Raw genomic sequence first — 18,309 nt, forward strand, 5'->3', positions numbered from 1 at the left:
CCCACCTTCTAATAGCTTATATATCATAAATGATTGTTCGAATATTTAAAAGGAAATTTGCCGTGCTCACTCCTGGCGGGGGTTAAGTGTTTTCTCATACTGTTCTACAATGTCGTAGCCGAATTTCTCCTTGAACATCTCTCTTCCTTTAGGAGTCATTCTCAAGGGCGTCCAAGCCGGTTCGTATACTATGTTTATGTCGGCATCCATGTTTAACACCTCCTTCAGCTGATCAATAACCATGAGCGGGAGGGTTGTTGCTAATGGGCAGAACATCGTAGTTAAACCCATGTCTATTTTAACCTTTTTCTCATCGACTATTTCAATATTGTAAATCAATCCTAGGTTATAGATGTCTATGCCTATTTCAGGGTCCATAATTGTTTCTAGGACCTTGATTATTTTCTCTTTCAAATCCTGGTTTTCCAATTGACATCCCTATAACAGAGTTATTGGCTCACGCTTTTTTAAATAATCTCTTCCAACCGCTCTTCTTCTCCTCTGTTTTCTCCGGCAATCCCATAGCTCTTCTCATCCTACTTCTAGACAACTCCTCGTGAGGAGAGTTTACAACCTTTTTTGCCACTTTATGAAGCAGTAACAACTCCTCGTACGTGGCGTAATCCAGGGGGATTCCGGCGTGATTATTGCTCTCCCACTGTTCGTAGAGTTTCTCCATAACGGCTTCAACATCAGGGTTTGAATAGAAAGCTTCCTTAATTACTGGAAGCGTGGACTCATCTATTAGACTAATTATTTCCTTTTTCAATTTTTCAATATCTTTCTCCATAAACCTCTACTCCGTGTAGTCTTCAAACTTAATCTTTGTTAATCCACCCTGTTTAATCTTATCTAAAGCCCAACCTAATCTCTCCATAAGCACGAGTATTGCTGCTTGCGGAGGTATCACCCCTATCTCAGTTATTATAGCATCAATGTATTCCGGAGGCGTTACATCGAATGAAGGATTCAATACCTTAATCCTGGGATGTTTTTGAAGCCATGAATCGGGGACTACCTCGGTTGGATCCCTGAATTCTATTGGAACGGGTTCCCCAATCAATGTAGTGGGAGAGAACTTGTAGGTTTCGGCCACGACGTAAACCCTCACCCTTGCTTCCTTAGCCGCGAGCGCTACCTGGCTTGTCCCAATCTTGTTTACAACGGCTCCGTTGCTTGCCACGGTGTCTGCACCTATGACCACGTGGTCGACTTCGTGCATCACGTATCTTACAGCGCTATCCGGTATCTGGACGACTGGCACTCCATTTTCAAGCAACTGCTTAGCGGTTATCCTGCCTTGGTAGAAGGGACGGGTTTCAGTGCTGTATACTTTCACTACTCTTCCCAGCTTGTAGGCCTCAGTGATCGCGCTAACAGCAACAGAGCTGTGGCAGTGGGTAAGGATGATTGAATTTTCTCTTATTCTTCTCGCGGCGGTTTCACTTATAACCTTCACAGCGTTGATGCTTTCTTCAATGAATTTTTCGGCAGTGAGCACTACTGTGTTCACGGCATCCTCAAATGTTCCAGGATTAGCCCTGTGTAAAGAGCTTAAAACATACATCACAGCGTTCGGAAGGCTCACCGCGGTTGGTCGGGTAGCTATTAGTAAGTCAGCCACTTTTCCCATATATCTCTTGAAAGGAGCAACCTCTTTGACGCCGCCGTATTCCAGTGCCGCAATTTTCAACGCCTCTGCTGCGGCCCGGGCGATCTTCCCCGCGCCTCTTATCCGCATAGTTTTGATTCCTTCCGCTATTTCGAGAACTTTTGGAGGAATCCCCTGCTCCGTCATATATGATACACCTCTTCGAGCTGTTTAACAAGTTTTGGCAGGGGCGAGATGCTCGGCGGGTATGAGCCGTATATCTCCTTCAGTAAAATGGGGATGGCTTGAGGAGAGAAAATCCCGTATTCCGTGGCGATAGCATCTATGTACTCGGGCGGGGTCACATCGTATAATGGGGCTCTTGCAGCATAGTTCACCGGTAACATATTTCTTGTTTCATCATCCATTAAGAGCTCCCATCCTCCCTCAGGGAGTTTTATCATTTCCCCGTAGACTGACTCAAAACTGAATTTAAGGAGCGGAGCTATCACGTAGACTCTCACCCTAGCCTCCTTGGCGGCGAGAGCCATCAGGCTAGACCCGGCCTTACTTACCACAGCTCCATTAGCAGCAACGGCCTCAGCTCCCAGGAAAACCTTATCCACGTTCTTCATGAAATATCTCATTGCGGAATCAACAATAAGGTTCACATTGAAGCCTAACTCTTCTAAATATTCCGCCAGCAATAAACCTTCAAGACCCGGCCTCGACTCAGGAACGTATACTTCTACCTCGATATTTTCCTCTCTAAGCTTGGCGAAGAATCTTCTAACAGCTAGACTATTGCTACTGGTCATCAATACGTCTCCTTTGGAAACTCTTTTGCAAGCGACCTCGGCAGCAGCCCACAGAGCTTTCTCATAACCGGATTTCAAATCCGTTATTAGATTCGGAATGGTTTGTAACCCGGTTTTTAAGAAGGACTCGATTACTACTCTAAGAATGTTGAGTACTCCCGCAGAGGCAGGCCTTTCCGCAATAATTTTCTCGTAAGTGTTTAAAAGATGTTTCGCAAAAGATTTCTCGTCGCTAGAAACCGAATACTCTTTCAACGCGTCAAGCGTTGCGAAAACTATCTCGGATCCTGTGTAACGTTGTTTAAATCCATGCTTGATAAGTTCCCTCTCCAAGAAGCTCACCGCAAGCTAGGTTTAAGATCAATACTATTTCAACATTATTTAAAGCTTTACAACATGTGGTATACTTTTAAGCTAAGCCCGAAATAACATGTTTAACATGGTGGATAGGATGCTGAAGGGTTTAGGCAGAACACTCATATTAGCTGTATTCATCACATTGCTGACTACTCCATTATTTACACATGGAAACGACCTGGATGAACTCCTCGTAATGTATTTGCCGGGTATGTCGATGGATGATGCATCATACGTTGCAACTCTTCTAAACACTACCGATTACGGGGTGGCTGAATTAAACCCAACCCCTCCTTACGATTACATCTTGTTCATGTACGGCATACTTACGGGTGAAATATACACGTATGATAAAATCCCGTTTAACGAGTCTCACGTTCTGTTTCAAGGGGTTCCACACCCGTGGGTTGAAATGGTTGACCAGGATTGGCTGAACGCTACATGGGGCAATGTCAGCCTTATTAATATTCCAATGATTAATCCTTCAAACCACTCCAACGCGTTAAACCCATTGTACAACGCCATGGTGAGAACGCTGAAGCCATTCATTGCTATTGTCGGTGTTAATGAGAGTATTGAATGGGTTGAGCTCAACACATCGCTGAGAGTAATCGTTGAGAACGAGAAGGTGAAAATTCTTCTTGATTCTTACAACATAACCCTCTCGATAACTCAGTCTGCGAAAGCATCGAATGAGGTAAGGGTTAGCGTTAATCAGACAATCGGGGTTGAACCGGGAGATTACTATGTTAAATTCTACTTGCTGAGTAAAAATGACACGCATATCACAATATTCTTCCCTGGAACAATCTCGTCAGCAGGGTGGCTTTCAACACCTCTAGGCGAGGTTACAGGTACTTTACCCTTATGGTTCCTTTACCAAGAATGGTTTAGCGATAGACTAGACGGTGAAGCATTGAAATGGTGGTTTAACGAATCTCTCACGGCATTCGAAAAGGTCCTTAACACAACGTTATCTAGAAGCAATCTACACGTACACTTAATCTATCACCCATACTTCACGCTGGCTGAAAAAATGAGTGGTCAATTAAACTCTACGGAGTTGAGAACCATGGTGTGCAACTCCGTGGCAAGGATGATCAGCGGGTTCTCAGCTAGGAAACCTTCCGCGTTAATCATTCTACTTAACCCGTTTCAAATAATTGGTGAGCCCTCAATTAGTCCGCCGGGCGTCAGGCTCATGCCAGGGGTTTACAACGTGACAGGTAATTTAACCAATCTTTACGAATATCTTTCTAGCGTTGGAGGAATCAATTACACCCTCATCAACAATGGTGCTGAACAATACTTCGTAGTAAACACTCCCGAGCTGGAAGGTGTTGGTAATGGACTAGTCTTCTACACTCCCAGGGCTCTCCTGGCTGGGCAGAATACGGGAAGTATCAAAGCCTCAAACCTAGCACACTACTTGTTCATGATGAGCACTAATTACAATCCGAGCATCGGGATCCTCATAGACCTCTTGAATTTGAAAAACAGCGTTATCTCAGGGTTGAACGCTACCATCGATGAGCTAAAGCTAAGAGTCACCGAGTTAAACTCTACACTCACGAATCTTAGGGAGGAATTAAGCACTTGTCAGTCCGTTAACGCTAACTTGTCAACCCGGATCTTAGTGGTTGAGGAGGAGTTGAAAAGAGCGGAAGAGCTTAGAAACCAGGCATACATTTTCATAACCACAGGGCTGGTTGGGCTTATTATAATAGCGGCCGGTTTATCCCTTATTGTGGGGAGAGCCATCTTCTCAAGGCAGAAGCCCTAGTACTGTTGAGAGGAATTTTTCACCTATTAATTCATATACTCTCCATAAAATCATTACCGTTGAAGCGAGGACAAGTAGAGCGTTAGCTAAAAAGCTATTGCTCTTGAAAATTCCAGCTGATAAGGACTTGTTGCTGACCGGGTATAATAAGAAAACCCCCTTGGGGGTTAAAGCATCGAGAAACAAGTGGGACAGGTATCCAAGCATGAAGGATTTCCATATAACGCTTTGATCAGGTATCATCCATAGGTTAATCCGGTTCAACATTGTCCAGGCTATAAGAGTTAGTAGAAGGGCTGAGAAAAGATTGTGTAAAAGTTTACGGTGACGATAGTGTAAATCAAAATCCGGGATATAGGCTCCCATGATGCTCGGCGCCACGGAGTATACACATAGTGCAGGTGATTGACAGTAGAGAAAACCTATTGCAGCCCCCATGAAAAGATGCGTCACACGCTTCAAACAAATCTACCTAAACACTCCTTTGAAGTAGAATTGATTTATCAGGATAACCTACTACTACATAGTCAACAAGGAATGATGGAAATATCCCTGTTTCCACTACCCCGTGAATTCTCTTAATTCTTTCATGCATAACAGCTGGTTCTTGAATAGGAGAAGTAAATTTTAAGTCAACAATAAAGTTTCCATTATCAGTTACCACAGGCCCGTCTTTGGATGAATCCATTCTTAAAACAGCTTCAACGTTCTCCAAGGATTTGATATAGTCGAGGACCACTGGCAAAGCCACAGGGACTATTTCGATGGGTACTGGTTTTAGGTAGAGATACGGTTTCCCTGTAAACTTGGATTGATCAATAACGTAAATCCTTGTCTTAGCTCTTAAGGCAATCGATTTCTCTCTTAGAAAGGCGCCGCCTCTCCCTTTAACCATATCGAGTTTCACACTAACCTCGTCAGCCCCATCAATGTACACATCCACGGCGCTGGCTGTGACAGGGTCAAGTATTTTACTAAACCCCAGGTTTTTCAAGTGGAGGGCCGTGTCGAAGGATGAGGGTACCAGGATCTTGTTTTCAAGGAAGTTTTCGCAGGCGTTAATAAAGTGTTTAACGGTTGACCCGGTGCCTAGGCCAACAATTCTAACGTCGTTGAAGCTAAGTTGTATAAGTTCGCAGGCTTTAACCGCGGCATTAATTTTTGCCTGATAACTTAGATCATCCAAGATTCACACCTTACTCCTCGCTAACTGTTACAAATCCATTCCTACTCACAATGCTTACTCCTTTCTCAAAATCCTCCGGGTTTCTAAAGTAAATGGTTAATTCCAGGTCTTGACTAGAATAGGACTTCATCGCTCCAAGCATCGCGCTTAGGGATTCCTCGACCGATAATCCCCCTGTGCCCGCTCCCATTAAGGGGAAAGCAATAGTTCTTAAACCGAGTTGGATAGCCTTCTTCAAGGATGCCTCCACGGCCTTTAACACGTATTCTACGCTAGACCTTCCTCCCGGTTGAATCACCGTGGGAGCATGAATTATTTTCCTGCATTTCAGCCTGTGAGCATTCGTCACAACTGCCTCGCCAATCCCTATTGGTGCTTGTGCAACCGCTTCTTTCTCGATTTCATCCCCGCCCTTTCTTTTGATGGCGAGTGCCACTCCACCCCCCATTAAACCAAGCGTATTTGCCGGGTTCACGATAGCGTCTCCTGTGAAACCTGTTATATCGCCAATGGTTAAACACAATATCAAACGATCCTTCCTATAACACTTCATCGGGAAAACCATCTTGATCTATGCCGGTTGGATTTTAAAACGATTCCACTACTTACCCAGGTTCTCTAAGTAATTCGCTAATTGTGTAATCGATCCGGTTTTCAAGTAAACGTTTAAACCGACCAGCCTGTACTCAACAGGGCTCTCTCCCAGCCTAACCCAGTAAGCAACCCATTCTTGGAGAAGCGTTTTTAAATCAACTCCATCTAGCTCACGCTGTCCTGGGGGTAAGGAAACATCTATGGTTGCATAATTGTTCCTTACCAACCAGTCTTTCACATCTGGGTGTAGGGATAAGGGCGGGAGCTTCAAATCATAGGTAGTGCCCTCTTTTAGAATCTTCGTGTAAACATACAGTTTTAATCCATTAAACCAGTTGCCTGCCACATCGATCAAATACCATCTTCCCATAATACGTGTAAGCACTGCCACATGCCCTACATCATCGCTAAGCCACTCGACAAGGTATGTGTTATTGTAACCGCTTCTAACGAGGATAGAGTATGTAAGTAGTGATAGGTCTTCGCAGTCACCGCCCAGATCCTGCAAGGTCTCGTTTGGGAGTTTCCAATACTCCTTAGCCGACACCGGATCCGGCTGATAGTAAGTCGTAAGAGACACGTACACATGTATACCTAGAGGTATCCCATACTTTTCAACGTATTGTGAGAAGTTAAGATTAAGGGGTAAGCTGTTTACCGCTTTCTGGAGGAAGAGATTTCTCTCCTGCTGAGTCAAATCCTCCAAGTACTCGAGGCCGTTAGGGATACCTATAACATTAGCATACTCTGATAGCTTGGTTCTCAAATACGTGATTTTTTCTATGAGAACAGAGATCTCGCTAGAGTTCCCTTCAAGCCATGATTGATACATGGTGATGATAGCGGTATAATACAATTCCATGCTGGTTAAATTACTCTTTAACCACTCATTCTCCATTTGAAGAAGGCTCAGATTGCTCACCAGTTCAGAGTTCTTTACCTCTAATTCACGATATCCGTTAAGTAAATTCTCATATTTTTCTTCAAGATCCTCGTACGCGCGTTGGATTGAGTAGTAGCTTAACCCTAAGAAGAGAGAGCAAGCTAGAAGTACGGCCACTAGTATTTTCGAAACCTCCACTTAAACCTCACCCTCTATCTTAATGCGGAGTATTCTGGAAATATATATGTCTTCAAACAGAGAATAAAACCGAGAAAGGGATGACCCTGATGAAAGCCTTCATATCCCTCGATGTTGAGGGCCTTCCAGGAGTATCGTCTCTTACTATGCTAAATCCATGGAGTTCCCAGTTCGAGAGAACCGTTAGAGTGGCTACTAAAATTGTTAACACTCTTATTGAAGAACTCTCTAATAATGGGTTTTCAGAAATAATTGTTGCTGACAGCCACGGATTAATGACCAACCTGGATTACTCTGAAATTAAAGGAAATGCTAAAATCATACAAGGATATCCTAGACCGTTGAGCATGGTTACAACTCTTGACTCAACCTTTAACGCATCAATCTTCATAGGCTACCACTCCGCCGCGGGAACGGTACACGGCATACTAGATCACACCATGAGCGGTAGAACGTTTTCCGAGATAAGAGTAAACGGGGTTCGGGCAAGCGAATTCCTTTTGAACGGGCTCTACTCATCTGAGAACAATGTCCCGGTAGCCCTTGTTGCAGGGGACGAGTATTTAGAAGCTGAAGTAAACTCATTCTCTCCGGGCACGGTTTTCGTGCCTTTGAAGAAAGGGGTTTCACGATACTCTGCAATAAACCCATCTATCGAAATCATTATTGATCAACTGAGGCACAGGGTTCGCGAGGCTGTTAAGAGGCTTAGCGAGGGGAAGATAGGGTTGATAAGCTTGGGAAAACCATACGTGGTTGAAACAGTTTTCCGCGACTCCTTAATAGCTGATGTTGTCGAATCATATGATAAGTTCCAGCGATTGAATGCTTACACTGTAAGGTTCGTTGCTGAAAACGCTCGGGAACTTATAGGATTGATTGAGCTATTAGCAATGGTTGGCTATGGGGTTGACGCTTTAAAAAACAGTATTAAATAGTGAAGTCGAAACCTAATTTTTCAGCATGTTCATGACCGTTTTTTCAACAACGTTTTTGAGTTCTAAATTGTTTAAGGATTCAAGAATGTTTTTAACCAGGTTTTCCATGTTCTCAACAATCTCACGGACATCGCTATATCCCAGCGCGATCAGCCTTCTCCCCTCTATGATTGTAGCTAAATAGTCTGATAACTTAACAATTATAGATTCTAAGCTTTTCCTTTCCTCGAATTCTCTATACAAATCGATATATTTCTCCATCCCTAGACTCTCTAGGCTTTTCTCCTCAACCATTTTAAAGTAAGAAGGCTCCTTCTCCTTAACATATCTAACGATGTCGCCTGTCACAGCTTCAGGAAGATCGTGAACTAGGCTCATCACGAGGGTTTTAGCAACATCTACTTTAAACCCGCTCTCCATTAAGTCTTCCGAAATCTTCAAAGACACCAATGTTACTAGGAAAATGTGATCCGAGATAGTCTCGGCTACTGCTGGTGGAACCCCTCTCAGCACCCACCCGGTTCTAGGTACGTGTCTAATATTTATTATTCCAGATATTTTCAAAAAACCACCTTTCATAATCATTGTATGGTCCGGTTATTAACCAGCCTTGCTAATCCAATCCGCCATCAGCTCAATGCCTTTGACCAAGTCGTCCTCGCTCATTGTAACGAAGGTTATTCTTAAATGGTTTCGGCCGGAAGGACCGAATATCGAGCCGGGAAGGGTGATAACGGCTGCCTCCTCAGCTAGTTTCATAGTGAAGCTGAAATCGTCAAGCCTCAGCTTTTCGAGATAGGCAGTCATATCGGGGAATAAGTACATGCTTGCCAAGGGCTTCTCCACCTTTGCCTCCGGCAGGTTCTTTATCAAGGCTTCGTAGGCGGTGTCACGCCTCTTCTTGTATACTGGTAGAACATTTCTCAAGTATTCCTCTTTAAACCCTTTATCGAGATAGTAGTATGCAAGCCATTGGCTGGGAACAGGAGCCACTATTCCTAATGCTCCCTTAAGCTTTACAAGCTCTTTTATCGCCGTCTTCGACGTGTATACGTAGCCTAATCTTCCCCCCGGTATCGCGATGTCCTTGCTGAACGATCCCACCACTATCAGGTTGTCTAGCGGCATGTATTTTTCAAGCCAAACATGCTGTCCCTCGTAAACAATATGCTTGTATGCTACGTCATATATAACCCAAATGTTTTTCTCGACAGCAATATCTGCTATGGTCTTGGCAACCTCCTCGCTTATTATACGGGAGGTTGGATTATCAGGGCTTGCAAACAGGATGGCCTTTGTTTTACTCGATATCTTTTTCTTAATGCATTCAGGGTCAGGATTAAACCCTTTCTCATGGATCTGTGCGCAGGAGACAGGCTTTAACCCTGCGAATTTCGCGAGATCCCAGTACACACTGTAGCATGGTTCTAAAAGCAAAATTTCGTCGCCAGGGTCAGTGGTGGTGTAAATTGATAATACTAGTCCGTCCGCACCACCGGAAGCGATCATTATTTCATCCGGCGATACGTCAATACCACCGTACTTTTTCAAGTCTTGAGAAATCGCCTGCCTCAACTCAGGAAGTCCTTGGGTTGGAATATACCTGAAATGTTTGAAGGGGTCTTCCCTTAATTTCTCGATAAAATAATCCAGTGCTCTTCTATCCGGGGGGAGGCCTGGTTGCCCAGCCGTGTAGTTGTATACTTTCAAACCCTTCCGGGCTAGTTCGTCAGCTTTCGCGATGAGAATTCTCTGAGGGTTTTGCTCGAGGTTTTTAACTCTTGAGGATACCTGCATTCCCAACCCCTTTAGCATTAATACATACATATAAGTATTTAACAATAAAATATTAAATCATACATAGCTTACATTACGAAAACGGTTTCTATATGTGTGTAGTTGAATTCCCGCTTCTCCCGCCCAACCCTTTTCAACGGCTTCATAACGTGTTTAAAAGCACTGTATGGTGGCTGATACCATCCCTCGCTTATACCCCTCTCCAATATTTTGATTTTTCTGGCAATATCTTTAGACTTAAACCCGCAATTCCTACACTTGAATCCCTTGCCCCTTCCGGCGCTGGTTAACCTCTTGCCGCATACCGGGCATAAGGGGTTCTCGTAAACAATTACGGGTTTCAACCAAATCACGTGGAGTTTCTCAAGGTTTAAAGTCATGCCGTGGGAAGTGGAAGGAGGTCTCACACATCCTTGAACCTCAACCACGTCGCCAGGGATTAGAAGCTCGGCAATGTTTCTAAACCATTTAGTCGGTTCGTAAACGCCCACGTCAATGCAGCAACTATCATCACAAATCTTGAAAAACACGTGCCCTCCAACGTCCCTGAACGGTTTTGTAGCAACTGTGCCTCGAAGCCTTAAGCACATGTAGGGGTGGGCTTCGCATATGGTTTCAGCAAGCCTAATGTGTGGGTCGGTGTGCTGGTTAGTCCTGAATATTGCTGCGAAATCTGGTTCTTCGCAAAGCTTAAGCATCTTGTAAGCCTTTATAAGGATCGACGGGTTTTCTCCACGTATCCCGAGAAGAACAGGGTCGGGCCCTCTTGGCGTGATTAGTATCCTGTCTTCAACCGGGTCGTAGTTGAGTATGGTCTCATCTCCATATACCCGGTCCATTTCTTTAACGCTATCCTTGTCAACACAGCGTTCCCTGCCCAGGTTTTCAACTCTTCTATAAGCGATCAGCTCAAACGTGTAGTCTTCTGTGGTCATGGTATTTCCAACCGCGCCTAAGGCACCGACTATGCCTCGAGTCCCATTGAAACATTTGAAGATGTGAGGAGTTCCTTCAAGGGCTTTCAACGCGAGATCCGGGGGGATAATATCGTATAGGGCTTTCCTAGCTAGTAATGCGATTTTGTTAGGGACTTCCCCCTCTACGATCAATAAGCACGGTTGATGTTTAGGGTTTTCGAACTCTTCCACGTATTTCTTGAAAATGCCCTCCACTATCCCGTATATCTCGCCTAATTCCATGTTCGTGATGAACCTTAAAGCAACCGCGCCGTTCCCCCTAGTCTTCCATGGAACCCCCGGGTTAAGCCTTACAAGATTAGGATAGTCTACTAGGGTAATACTATGCTTCAATAATTCCTTAAGCATTAACAGGGCTAAATGTGTCGTGCATCCTCCCGCAGGGGAATCAACATCGTCTATGCCTATGTGGAAAATTCTCTCAGCTTTCGTCACGTCCCACCAACTGGGCCTTCATTCTTACGAAGCAAGCATTTGAATCCAGCCACTATTAAAGGTAGCAATACCGTGGCATCCCCGTAAACCGTTACCGTCCTTCCGCTTGGCTTAATCTTCCCCCAGCTTACAGCCTCCCTTGGATGAGCACCGCTCAGGCTACCATCGTATTCAACCGCGGTTGTCAAGTAGACAGCGTAGTCCAAGCCCTCCTTGAACTGCGCCCACCATATAGTGTGATGCTTACTTATCCCTCCTCCGATGACTAAAGCACCAAGTTTTTCACTCGAGAACACTATTTCGACAAGCTTTTTCTCATCCTCAGCAAGATCTACTTCCAAACCTATTGTCGACAAATTGAATATGATCTGAGACCCAAAAGCACCGTCATATAGCCCGGGCACGAAAACCGGAATTTTCCTCTCGAAAGCCGCTTTCAAAATACTGTTATCATCGCTTATCCTTCTCCCAGCCTCCCATAAGAGCTCATAACCGCTCCAACGCTTCCTCTGAGCAACTAATTCCTCAAACATTTTTCGCGAAAACTTCTCAACAGCTAAACCATAGTTTTCCATTGGTATGAGAACGTTTCCTAGCCTGTGAACGTCTATTGCTTTGAGGAGTGCGTCATCAAAGCCCCAATCCCCTTTGTAGTAGGCGGCCCCCACGCCTCTGGCAATATCATGGTCTACCGCTCCACAAGTAGTTATCACGGCATTGAAAAACCCTTCTCTCAAAAGCTGAGCTATAACACCTCTTAAACCCGTGGCGACGAGGTTGCCTGTGAATGAAAATATTTTGAAAACATTCTTATCCAACACCATCTCGCTGATAATCCTGGAGGCACGTGCAACATGCCCTGCCATGAACCCGTGGGCTTTCTCGAAATTCTCGATTAGCTCGCAGACCGATTCCCTGCCGGTTACCGTATAATCTTGGACTTTCTCCTTGAGAATCGATCTCCTAGCCTCCTCCATAAAGTCTTTCTCAGCCAAGGCATCCTCACCTTATCCATTATAAAGCATTATCAGGTATATTTGTTATAAGGAAGATGGTGTAATGCCTTCGGAGGACTTAATAGTATCTCTGCTGAAACATAGGCGGCTTTTCCTTGACGAATTAGCTAGGCTTTCAGGACTCAGTAGGCATGTTCTTCTGGAAAAACTACGTGAGCTGGACGACTTGATCGAAATCCATGGTGAGGAAGTTGTTGTGAGAGAGGTTTTCAAATTACTGGAACACGGGCTCGAAAAAGGTTTAGAGATTGGAAAGCTCAGTAGTCTGGTCGACTGGAAAGAATTCGAGAAGCTTTCTTCAGAGGTTTTCTCACTCCATGGGTATGAAACCATCAATAACGTTTCAATATTTTCCCCCCAAAGGCTCCAAGTAGATGTTGTAGCGATTAACGCGTCAACTGGTTTAAGCTTCGTAGTAGACTGTAAGCACTGGTCTGCATCATCGAAGAGCAGGCTTGCGCAGGCAGCCTCTTCGCATTATGAGAGAACTGTGAGGCTGTCTAAGATGGTTCCACAAGCAATTCCTAAATATCCCTTGCTGAAGAAAACCCGGTTTTTAATACCACTACTTGTTACACTGCTAACCCCATCGCTCAGGTCTCATAGAAACGTTTTAATAGTTAGCATTAGGGAATTGAACAATGTGTTGCGAGAGGCATATTATGTTCTCGAAGAATTTAACATAAAACCTATTCCAGTGGTGAAATAATTTTCGTGTAAATCAATAATTATATATGATGTAGTGATTATTTTAAATAGGAGTGGTTCAGGGTGGTTAAATGATTAAGATAGTGATTCCGGAAGCTAAAATATTGAAGGAACTGTTTGAAGCGGTTGGAAAACTCGTTGATGAGGTTTCCTTAAGCATTACAAGCGAGGGAGTATTTCTGAGAGCTATGGATATTTCACAGATTGCTTTAATAGAGGTTAACCTTCCTAGAGACATGTTTCTCGAATACACGGTAGAGAAGGAAGGATCCCTAGGCTTTTCAACCTCCAATATCCAGAAGGTTTTGAAGCATGTGAAGAAAGGAGAAAACCTAGTGGTGTGGTCAGATGGAAACTATGTTAATTTCAGGATCGAAGGACTTGTCAGAAGGGAGTACAGGTTTAGGAACCTCGAGGTACCCGTTATAGATATTCCCTCTACCGGGCTTCAGACTAATGTAAGGGCGCAGTTAATAGCCAGCGTTGTTAACCACGCTATTCAGGATGCGGAGGTTGTTGGAACCATTATTGAAATTGAGGCTCCTTCAACGGAGGAACTGGTGTTCAGAGGCCGGGGTACAGGTGTTAACGAGACAAGGCTTAAAATAGGATCCGTTGGACTGGTCTCGCTTGAGGTCGATGAGCCCTCAAAATCACAGTACGATATATCGTATTTGAGAAGCGTAATGAAACTGTGCAGGGTCTCCGATGTGGTCTTTCTCGGATTCTCAAGCGACTCACCATTGCTGCTAGACTTTCAAATCGGAGGAACAGGCAAAGTAAGATATATCATGGCCCCGGTCTCCATGTAGCTTTTCTCAGAAAAAGAAATACCTCTTCTACTATTTACGTCACAGTTGTTTCAACAACTTAACCGAATTTCACGGTGAAATTTAATAAGAATTCTCTGAATGTAAATGTTGACTGAGAAATAACGGTGACGGCTAATGGGCATTTCACTACTAAACATGGTTAAACCGAAAACCCCTGGACAGGTTGAGATCGTTGATGCCTTAAAGAATGCCAAGTACAGCATAGTAGGGATTTTCGGCCCAACTGGGTCAGGGAAAAGCTTGTTCAGCATCCTGTACGGAGTAGAAAGCGTTCTAAACGAGAAGTATAGGAGATTCATTATAGCGCGTCCCCTGGTTGACGTTACATCGGGGAGCGAGCTCACACCCGCAGACCTTGGCGAGCTTTACTACGAGCTCGCCTCTTCATACTTGAGGGATATTTTATACGGGTATATTGAATGGGCCAAGGTAGAGGAGATGATCAAAAACTACAAAATAGTAATAGCAGACTCCCATTATCTGAGAGGGAGAACCTTTGACGATTCACTGATATTTCTAGACGATGTTCAAAGTATTCCGGTGGAGAGCGCTATAGAGGTTGTTACAAGAATAGGAAATAATAGCAGGCTTGTAATAGCCGGGGACCCTATCTTCCAGAGGGCTCACACGGTTAAAGACTCCACAATCATGTTAAGGGAGCTCCTGCTTAACGAGGAGTCAGCCAGAGTGGTTGATCTCGGGTTGAAAGATATTGTTAGGCCTGGGGCAAAGATGGGGATAAAGTTATTGTTCGAGTCGAAGATGCGCTCTAGAAAGCTAACTGAGACAGAGAAGCAGATAGTTGAAACAGCTAGATTACACGCTCCTGACGCTGACTTAGTAACTGCGGTAGAGTTTGTTGAACTCAAAAAGAAACTAGGCGTGACAACTGAGAGCGTTCCCGACGCGTTAATAGTTGTTAAAGAAGGGCATCTTGGAAGAATCATTGGGAAGAAAGGCGAAAGAATAGAAGCGGTAGAGAAAGACTTAGGCTTGAAAATAAGGGCTTGCCAGCTCTCACTGGATTTCACTCCGTTCATAAGGGCTCTTCACCCTGTTGCATGGATTACAAAGCATGTGAAGGAAGTGGATTTCGCAGGGCCGGTTCTGGCCGTGAAGATAAGTGAAGAAGGCTATGGGGCTTTCGTAGGACAGAAAGGTGTTTATATCAGGCTTATCGACGGCGTGTTCAGCAAGCTCCTGGGAGTTTCCGTGAGGGTTTACGAGGTTAAGAGTGATCGCTCGGAAAGAGAGAAGTGAAATATTCAAGGTCTTTTAAGGTTACTCGACATACAAATCCACTACAACTTGAACCAGTCGAGGGCCAACGTTTCTCACTATTCTCGAGTTTTCAATAACGTACTTCCCCACGCCCACGCTTGAAGCTGTTTTTACAACAGCCTCTTCAGCTTCTTTAAGGGGATTCTTCCCCTTAAGGGATTTCACGTGGAGGTAAACATGTATCCATCCAGCACGTTGTTTTAGCGCTTTAACAGCTGTTTCAAAATATTCCAAGGCTAGCTCCGGATAAGGCATCAAAACCCTGTCCGCGGTATTCAGCAGGTGTTTCTCGATAATTTCCTTAGCGTCACCTAGGTAGGGGATAACAATGTTTTCAACTTTGTTGAGCCTTATGTTTTCAACCATGTATTCAAACGCGTATGGATTTATGTCGATACTGTGGACTTTATCAGGCTTCGAATATTTCGCAATAATTATGCTGAACAATCCAATGCCTGCGAACATGTTTACAACAGTCTCGCCCTGCCTAACCAGTTTAGCAATTCTTTTATGCTCGTAGTTTAAAGCCGGGGAAACATAGGCCTTGTTTATGTCAACCTTAAAGACACATCCGTGTTCCCTGTATATGGTCTCGCTTCGAACCTCGCCTGCGAGATGAACATGACGCCTAAGCCTGTACGGTCCTTCGACGCCCGGCAATCCAGCCCACACGCTTTTAACCATGGGGAATTTTGAAAGAATCGATTCAGCCAGAGGCTTCAACTCCTCCGGCGTCATTTTCAGAGGGCACCGTATAATGGCTAAATCACCTACGAATTCAATCCGCTTCCACACCTCCATGGCTTTTTCAGGGCCGTAAATCTTTAATGCCAATTCCCGTAGAATTTTACCCCTTCCCATTTTAAACCACTCTCTTCCCGTGCTCGCAGAAACTGGTTATTGGGCAAGCACTACATAATGGCTTGATCGCTCTGCAGGTCCTCCTTCCATGAGTTATCAATAAGAGATGGAGTTTCATATAATTAGCCTGGCTCGTGCTAGCGGACCAGAAACCAGATATTTCATAATAGTTATCCCTTCTAACATATCCCAACCTTTTCGTAATTCTCCTGATATGGGTATCAACAGGGAATACCGGTTTACCGAAAAATGCTAGGAGAACGACGTCAGCGGTTTTAGGGCCTACTCCCGGCAGGCTTGTCAATATTTTTCTAGAAGTTTCAACATCACTCTTATTGATTTCCTCAATCAACTTTTTCTCAAAGCCGTTTTCAGAGAAGATCTTTGCCAGTTCAAGGATAACTCTACTTCTCTCACGGTACATTCCAGCTGGCTTGATCAAATCCGTGAGTTCATTGTTTCCTATGTTTAAAATTTTTTCGGGATCGATCACTCCCAGGTTTTTCCTTAAGTTTTCAAGTGCTCTCACAGCGTTTTTATCCAAAGTATTCTGGCTTAAGACAACTGCGATAATGAACTCAAATAATGAGGTTTTGCTTACGTGTGAAACGGTGAATTCTTTTTCATCAAGCTTGTAAAATTTTTCCAGTTTTTCAAGTATGATATCTCCAATATTCAACCCTGATCCTCTTACGGATATATGCGTTCCCTATATCTCGGGAAGGGCATGGTTTCTCTTATGTGTTCTAAACCAGTTATCCACATCACTATTCTTTCGATTCCAAGGCCGAATCCGCTGTGGGGGACACTCCCATATTTTCTCAGGTCTAGATACCATTTGTAGTCGTCAGGGTTATATCCTTGCTCGATTAACCTTTCCAGCAGTAACTTGTAATCATCTTCACGCTGGCCCCCGCCTATTATTTCCCCATAACCTTCGGGAGCGAGCAAGTCGAACCCGAGAACTACTTCGGGGTTGCTTGGGTCCAGCTTCATGTAGAAGCTTTTGATATGTCTCGGGAAGTGGGTTAGGAAGAACGGTGATTCAAACTCCATTGTTAATACTCTTTCCTCATCCGCTCCGAGGTCGTCGCCCCATTTAACATTGACCCCTTTCTTCTGAAGTATTTCTATTGCTTCATCATACCTGATCCTAGGGTATGGGGTTTCCAACGCTTTCTTAAGCTTTTTAACATCCCGCCCAAATTCCTCCAACTCTCTCCTCCTATCCTCAAGGACTTTTGAAACAATGTAAGCAACAAGCTCCTCTGCCACCTTCATCATGTCATTCATATCATACCATGCCGCCTCGGGCTCGAGATGCCAGTATTCGGCTAAATGCCTTCTTGTCCTGGATTTTTCGGCGCGGAAACTAGGTGTTAAGCTGTAGACTTTCTCAAGAGTGTAAATCAAAACCTCCAGGTATAGCTGGGCGCTCTGGCTTAGGAAGGCGGTTTGATCGAAGTACTGGACTGGGAAGAGTGTTGCTCCACCTTCGCAGGCAGAAGCGGTTAGGATTGGAGGCGTAACCTCCCACCAGCCGTTTCTGCTGAAGTACTCCCTACCAGCGTTTATCACGGTGTGCTTAATCTTGAATAGTGCAGCGTAGCGGGGACTCCTAATCCATAAGTGCCTAACATTCAACAAGTACTCGTCTCCTTCACCGCCTTTGATCGGGAAATCCCGGCTGTCTCCTATTATTTTGAAAAAGCTTGCGTGAAGCTCGAAACCTCCCGGAGCCTTAGATTCTTCTCGAACCTCTCCACAAGCCATGACGCTTGCTTCTAAACCAATGTTTTTTAATGAATCGACTAATTCATCCCCGAGTCTTGACGAGTCAACAACCACTTGCATGACGCCGGAGGAGTCTCTGACCCTTACGAAAGCCTTGCCCCCAACAACGCTTCTCCTGTAAACCCAGCCTCTAATGCACACTTCTCTACCAACATACTCCCTGTTCATAACAGATGCTATGGGTTTGAAATCCATGTACTCGCACCATTTTCGTTTTAAACTATGTAGAATTGATTATTTAACGCCTGTTTATAAGAAA

Annotated in this window: 20 protein-coding genes; 5 read left to right on the forward strand and 15 right to left on the reverse strand. The window is 44.4% G+C overall.

Going from position 1 to position 18,309, the window contains the following annotated elements; all coding sequences use genetic code 11:
- Window positions 1-66 precede the first annotated feature (66 nt).
- The 4 genes from IMZ38_RS04255 to IMZ38_RS04270 are packed head-to-tail and all read right to left on the reverse strand — an operon-like array spanning window position 67 to window position 2,751.
- On the reverse strand, window positions 67-429 hold the full coding sequence (locus IMZ38_RS04255) for a metal-sulfur cluster assembly factor (RefSeq protein ID WP_193435677.1): 363 nt from the start codon (window positions 427-429) through the stop codon (window positions 67-69).
- 28 nt (window positions 430-457) lie between these two features.
- Complete coding sequence (locus IMZ38_RS04260) at window positions 458-790, reverse strand: hypothetical protein (protein ID WP_193435678.1); 333 nt, start codon at window positions 788-790, stop codon at window positions 458-460.
- A 6-nt stretch (window positions 791-796) separates the two neighbouring features.
- Window positions 797-1,798, reverse strand: a complete 1,002-nt coding sequence (locus IMZ38_RS04265; protein ID WP_193435679.1) for a ribose 1,5-bisphosphate isomerase — start codon at window positions 1,796-1,798, stop codon at window positions 797-799.
- Window positions 1,795-2,751, reverse strand: coding sequence for an eIF2B alpha/beta/delta subunit family protein (locus IMZ38_RS04270; RefSeq protein ID WP_319637031.1), 957 nt, complete (start codon window positions 2,749-2,751; stop codon window positions 1,795-1,797). The genes IMZ38_RS04265 and IMZ38_RS04270 overlap by 4 nt, the downstream gene beginning before the upstream one ends.
- A gap of 109 nt (window positions 2,752-2,860) precedes the next feature.
- Here IMZ38_RS04270 and IMZ38_RS04275 point away from each other — a divergent pair, with 109 nt between their 5' ends.
- Window positions 2,861-4,549 (forward strand): hypothetical protein, encoded by a 1,689-nt coding sequence (locus tag IMZ38_RS04275; protein WP_193435681.1) that lies wholly within the window; start codon window positions 2,861-2,863, stop codon window positions 4,547-4,549.
- On the opposite strand, the gene IMZ38_RS04280 is transcribed toward IMZ38_RS04275, so the two are convergent.
- From IMZ38_RS04280 to IMZ38_RS04295, 4 genes are read right to left on the reverse strand one after another with little or no spacing between them, the layout of a single operon-like run.
- Window positions 4,532-5,002 carry a metal-dependent hydrolase gene (locus IMZ38_RS04280; protein WP_227410953.1) on the reverse strand — a complete coding sequence of 157 codons (471 nt, stop codon included), beginning with the start codon at window positions 5,000-5,002 and terminating at the stop codon, window positions 4,532-4,534. The two genes, IMZ38_RS04275 and IMZ38_RS04280, sit on opposite strands and share 18 nt — an antisense overlap.
- A 19-nt stretch (window positions 5,003-5,021) precedes the next feature.
- Complete coding sequence (gene rpiA / locus IMZ38_RS04285) at window positions 5,022-5,735, reverse strand: ribose 5-phosphate isomerase A (protein WP_193435683.1); 714 nt, start codon at window positions 5,733-5,735, stop codon at window positions 5,022-5,024.
- Window positions 5,736-5,745: 10 nt separating this feature from the next.
- On the reverse strand, window positions 5,746-6,288 hold the full coding sequence (locus IMZ38_RS04290) for a macro domain-containing protein (RefSeq protein ID WP_227410816.1): 543 nt from the start codon (window positions 6,286-6,288) through the stop codon (window positions 5,746-5,748).
- Between the two features lie 48 nt (window positions 6,289-6,336).
- Window positions 6,337-7,410, reverse strand: a complete 1,074-nt coding sequence (locus IMZ38_RS04295; protein ID WP_193435685.1) for a transglutaminase-like domain-containing protein — start codon at window positions 7,408-7,410, stop codon at window positions 6,337-6,339.
- A gap of 80 nt (window positions 7,411-7,490) precedes the next feature.
- On the opposite strand from IMZ38_RS04295, the gene IMZ38_RS04300 reads away from it, so the two are divergent.
- A complete protein-coding gene (locus IMZ38_RS04300; protein WP_227410817.1) occupies window positions 7,491-8,348 on the forward strand; it encodes a M55 family metallopeptidase in 858 nt (285 codons plus the stop codon).
- A gap of 12 nt (window positions 8,349-8,360) precedes the next feature.
- Here the strand turns inward: IMZ38_RS04300 and IMZ38_RS04305 are convergent, their stop codons facing one another.
- The 4 genes from IMZ38_RS04305 to IMZ38_RS04320 form a co-directional block, all read right to left on the reverse strand.
- Window positions 8,361-8,927, reverse strand: coding sequence for an HD domain-containing protein (locus IMZ38_RS04305; RefSeq protein ID WP_227410818.1), 567 nt, complete (start codon window positions 8,925-8,927; stop codon window positions 8,361-8,363).
- Window positions 8,928-8,948: 21 nt separating this feature from the next.
- On the reverse strand, window positions 8,949-10,145 hold the full coding sequence (locus tag IMZ38_RS04310) for a pyridoxal phosphate-dependent aminotransferase (RefSeq protein WP_193435686.1): 1,197 nt from the start codon (window positions 10,143-10,145) through the stop codon (window positions 8,949-8,951).
- A gap of 68 nt (window positions 10,146-10,213) precedes the next feature.
- The gene (locus IMZ38_RS04315) at window positions 10,214-11,557 is read right to left on the reverse strand and encodes a tRNA(Ile)(2)-agmatinylcytidine synthase (protein WP_193435687.1); all 1,344 of its coding nucleotides are present in this window, start codon (window positions 11,555-11,557) and stop codon (window positions 10,214-10,216) included.
- Window positions 11,554-12,534, reverse strand: coding sequence for a deoxyhypusine synthase (locus tag IMZ38_RS04320; protein ID WP_413743238.1), 981 nt, complete (start codon window positions 12,532-12,534; stop codon window positions 11,554-11,556). Before IMZ38_RS04320 ends, IMZ38_RS04315 begins: the two co-directional genes overlap by 4 nt.
- 82 nt (window positions 12,535-12,616) lie before the next feature.
- Here IMZ38_RS04320 and IMZ38_RS04325 point away from each other — a divergent pair, with 82 nt between their 5' ends.
- The 3 genes from IMZ38_RS04325 to IMZ38_RS04335 all read left to right on the forward strand — a co-directional run bounded on the left by IMZ38_RS04325 (window position 12,617) and on the right by IMZ38_RS04335 (window position 15,374).
- Complete coding sequence (locus tag IMZ38_RS04325; RefSeq protein ID WP_193435689.1) at window positions 12,617-13,282, forward strand: restriction endonuclease; 666 nt, start codon at window positions 12,617-12,619, stop codon at window positions 13,280-13,282.
- Window positions 13,283-13,352: 70 nt separating this feature from the next.
- Window positions 13,353-14,093 carry a DNA polymerase sliding clamp gene (locus tag IMZ38_RS04330; protein ID WP_193435690.1) on the forward strand — a complete coding sequence of 247 codons (741 nt, stop codon included), beginning with the start codon at window positions 13,353-13,355 and terminating at the stop codon, window positions 14,091-14,093.
- 135 nt (window positions 14,094-14,228) lie between these two features.
- Window positions 14,229-15,374 carry a PhoH family protein gene (locus IMZ38_RS04335; protein WP_193435691.1) on the forward strand — a complete coding sequence of 382 codons (1,146 nt, stop codon included), beginning with the start codon at window positions 14,229-14,231 and terminating at the stop codon, window positions 15,372-15,374.
- Window positions 15,375-15,395: 21 nt separating this feature from the next.
- Here the strand turns inward: IMZ38_RS04335 and IMZ38_RS04340 are convergent, their stop codons facing one another.
- From IMZ38_RS04340 to asnS, 3 genes are read right to left on the reverse strand one after another with little or no spacing between them, the layout of a single operon-like run.
- On the reverse strand, window positions 15,396-16,256 hold the full coding sequence (locus IMZ38_RS04340) for a class I SAM-dependent methyltransferase (protein WP_193435692.1): 861 nt from the start codon (window positions 16,254-16,256) through the stop codon (window positions 15,396-15,398).
- A 1-nt stretch (window position 16,257) separates the two neighbouring features.
- Entirely contained in the window at window positions 16,258-16,935 is a 678-nt protein-coding gene (locus tag IMZ38_RS04345; protein ID WP_193435693.1) for an endonuclease III domain-containing protein, read from the reverse strand.
- 11 nt (window positions 16,936-16,946) lie between these two features.
- A complete protein-coding gene (gene asnS / locus IMZ38_RS04350; protein ID WP_193435694.1) occupies window positions 16,947-18,245 on the reverse strand; it encodes an asparagine--tRNA ligase in 1,299 nt (432 codons plus the stop codon).
- Between the last annotated feature and the right edge of the window lie 64 nt (window positions 18,246-18,309).

The organism is Thermosphaera aggregans, from assembly GCF_014962245.1.
Classification (GTDB): domain Archaea; phylum Thermoproteota; class Thermoprotei_A; order Sulfolobales; family Desulfurococcaceae; genus Thermosphaera; species Thermosphaera chiliense.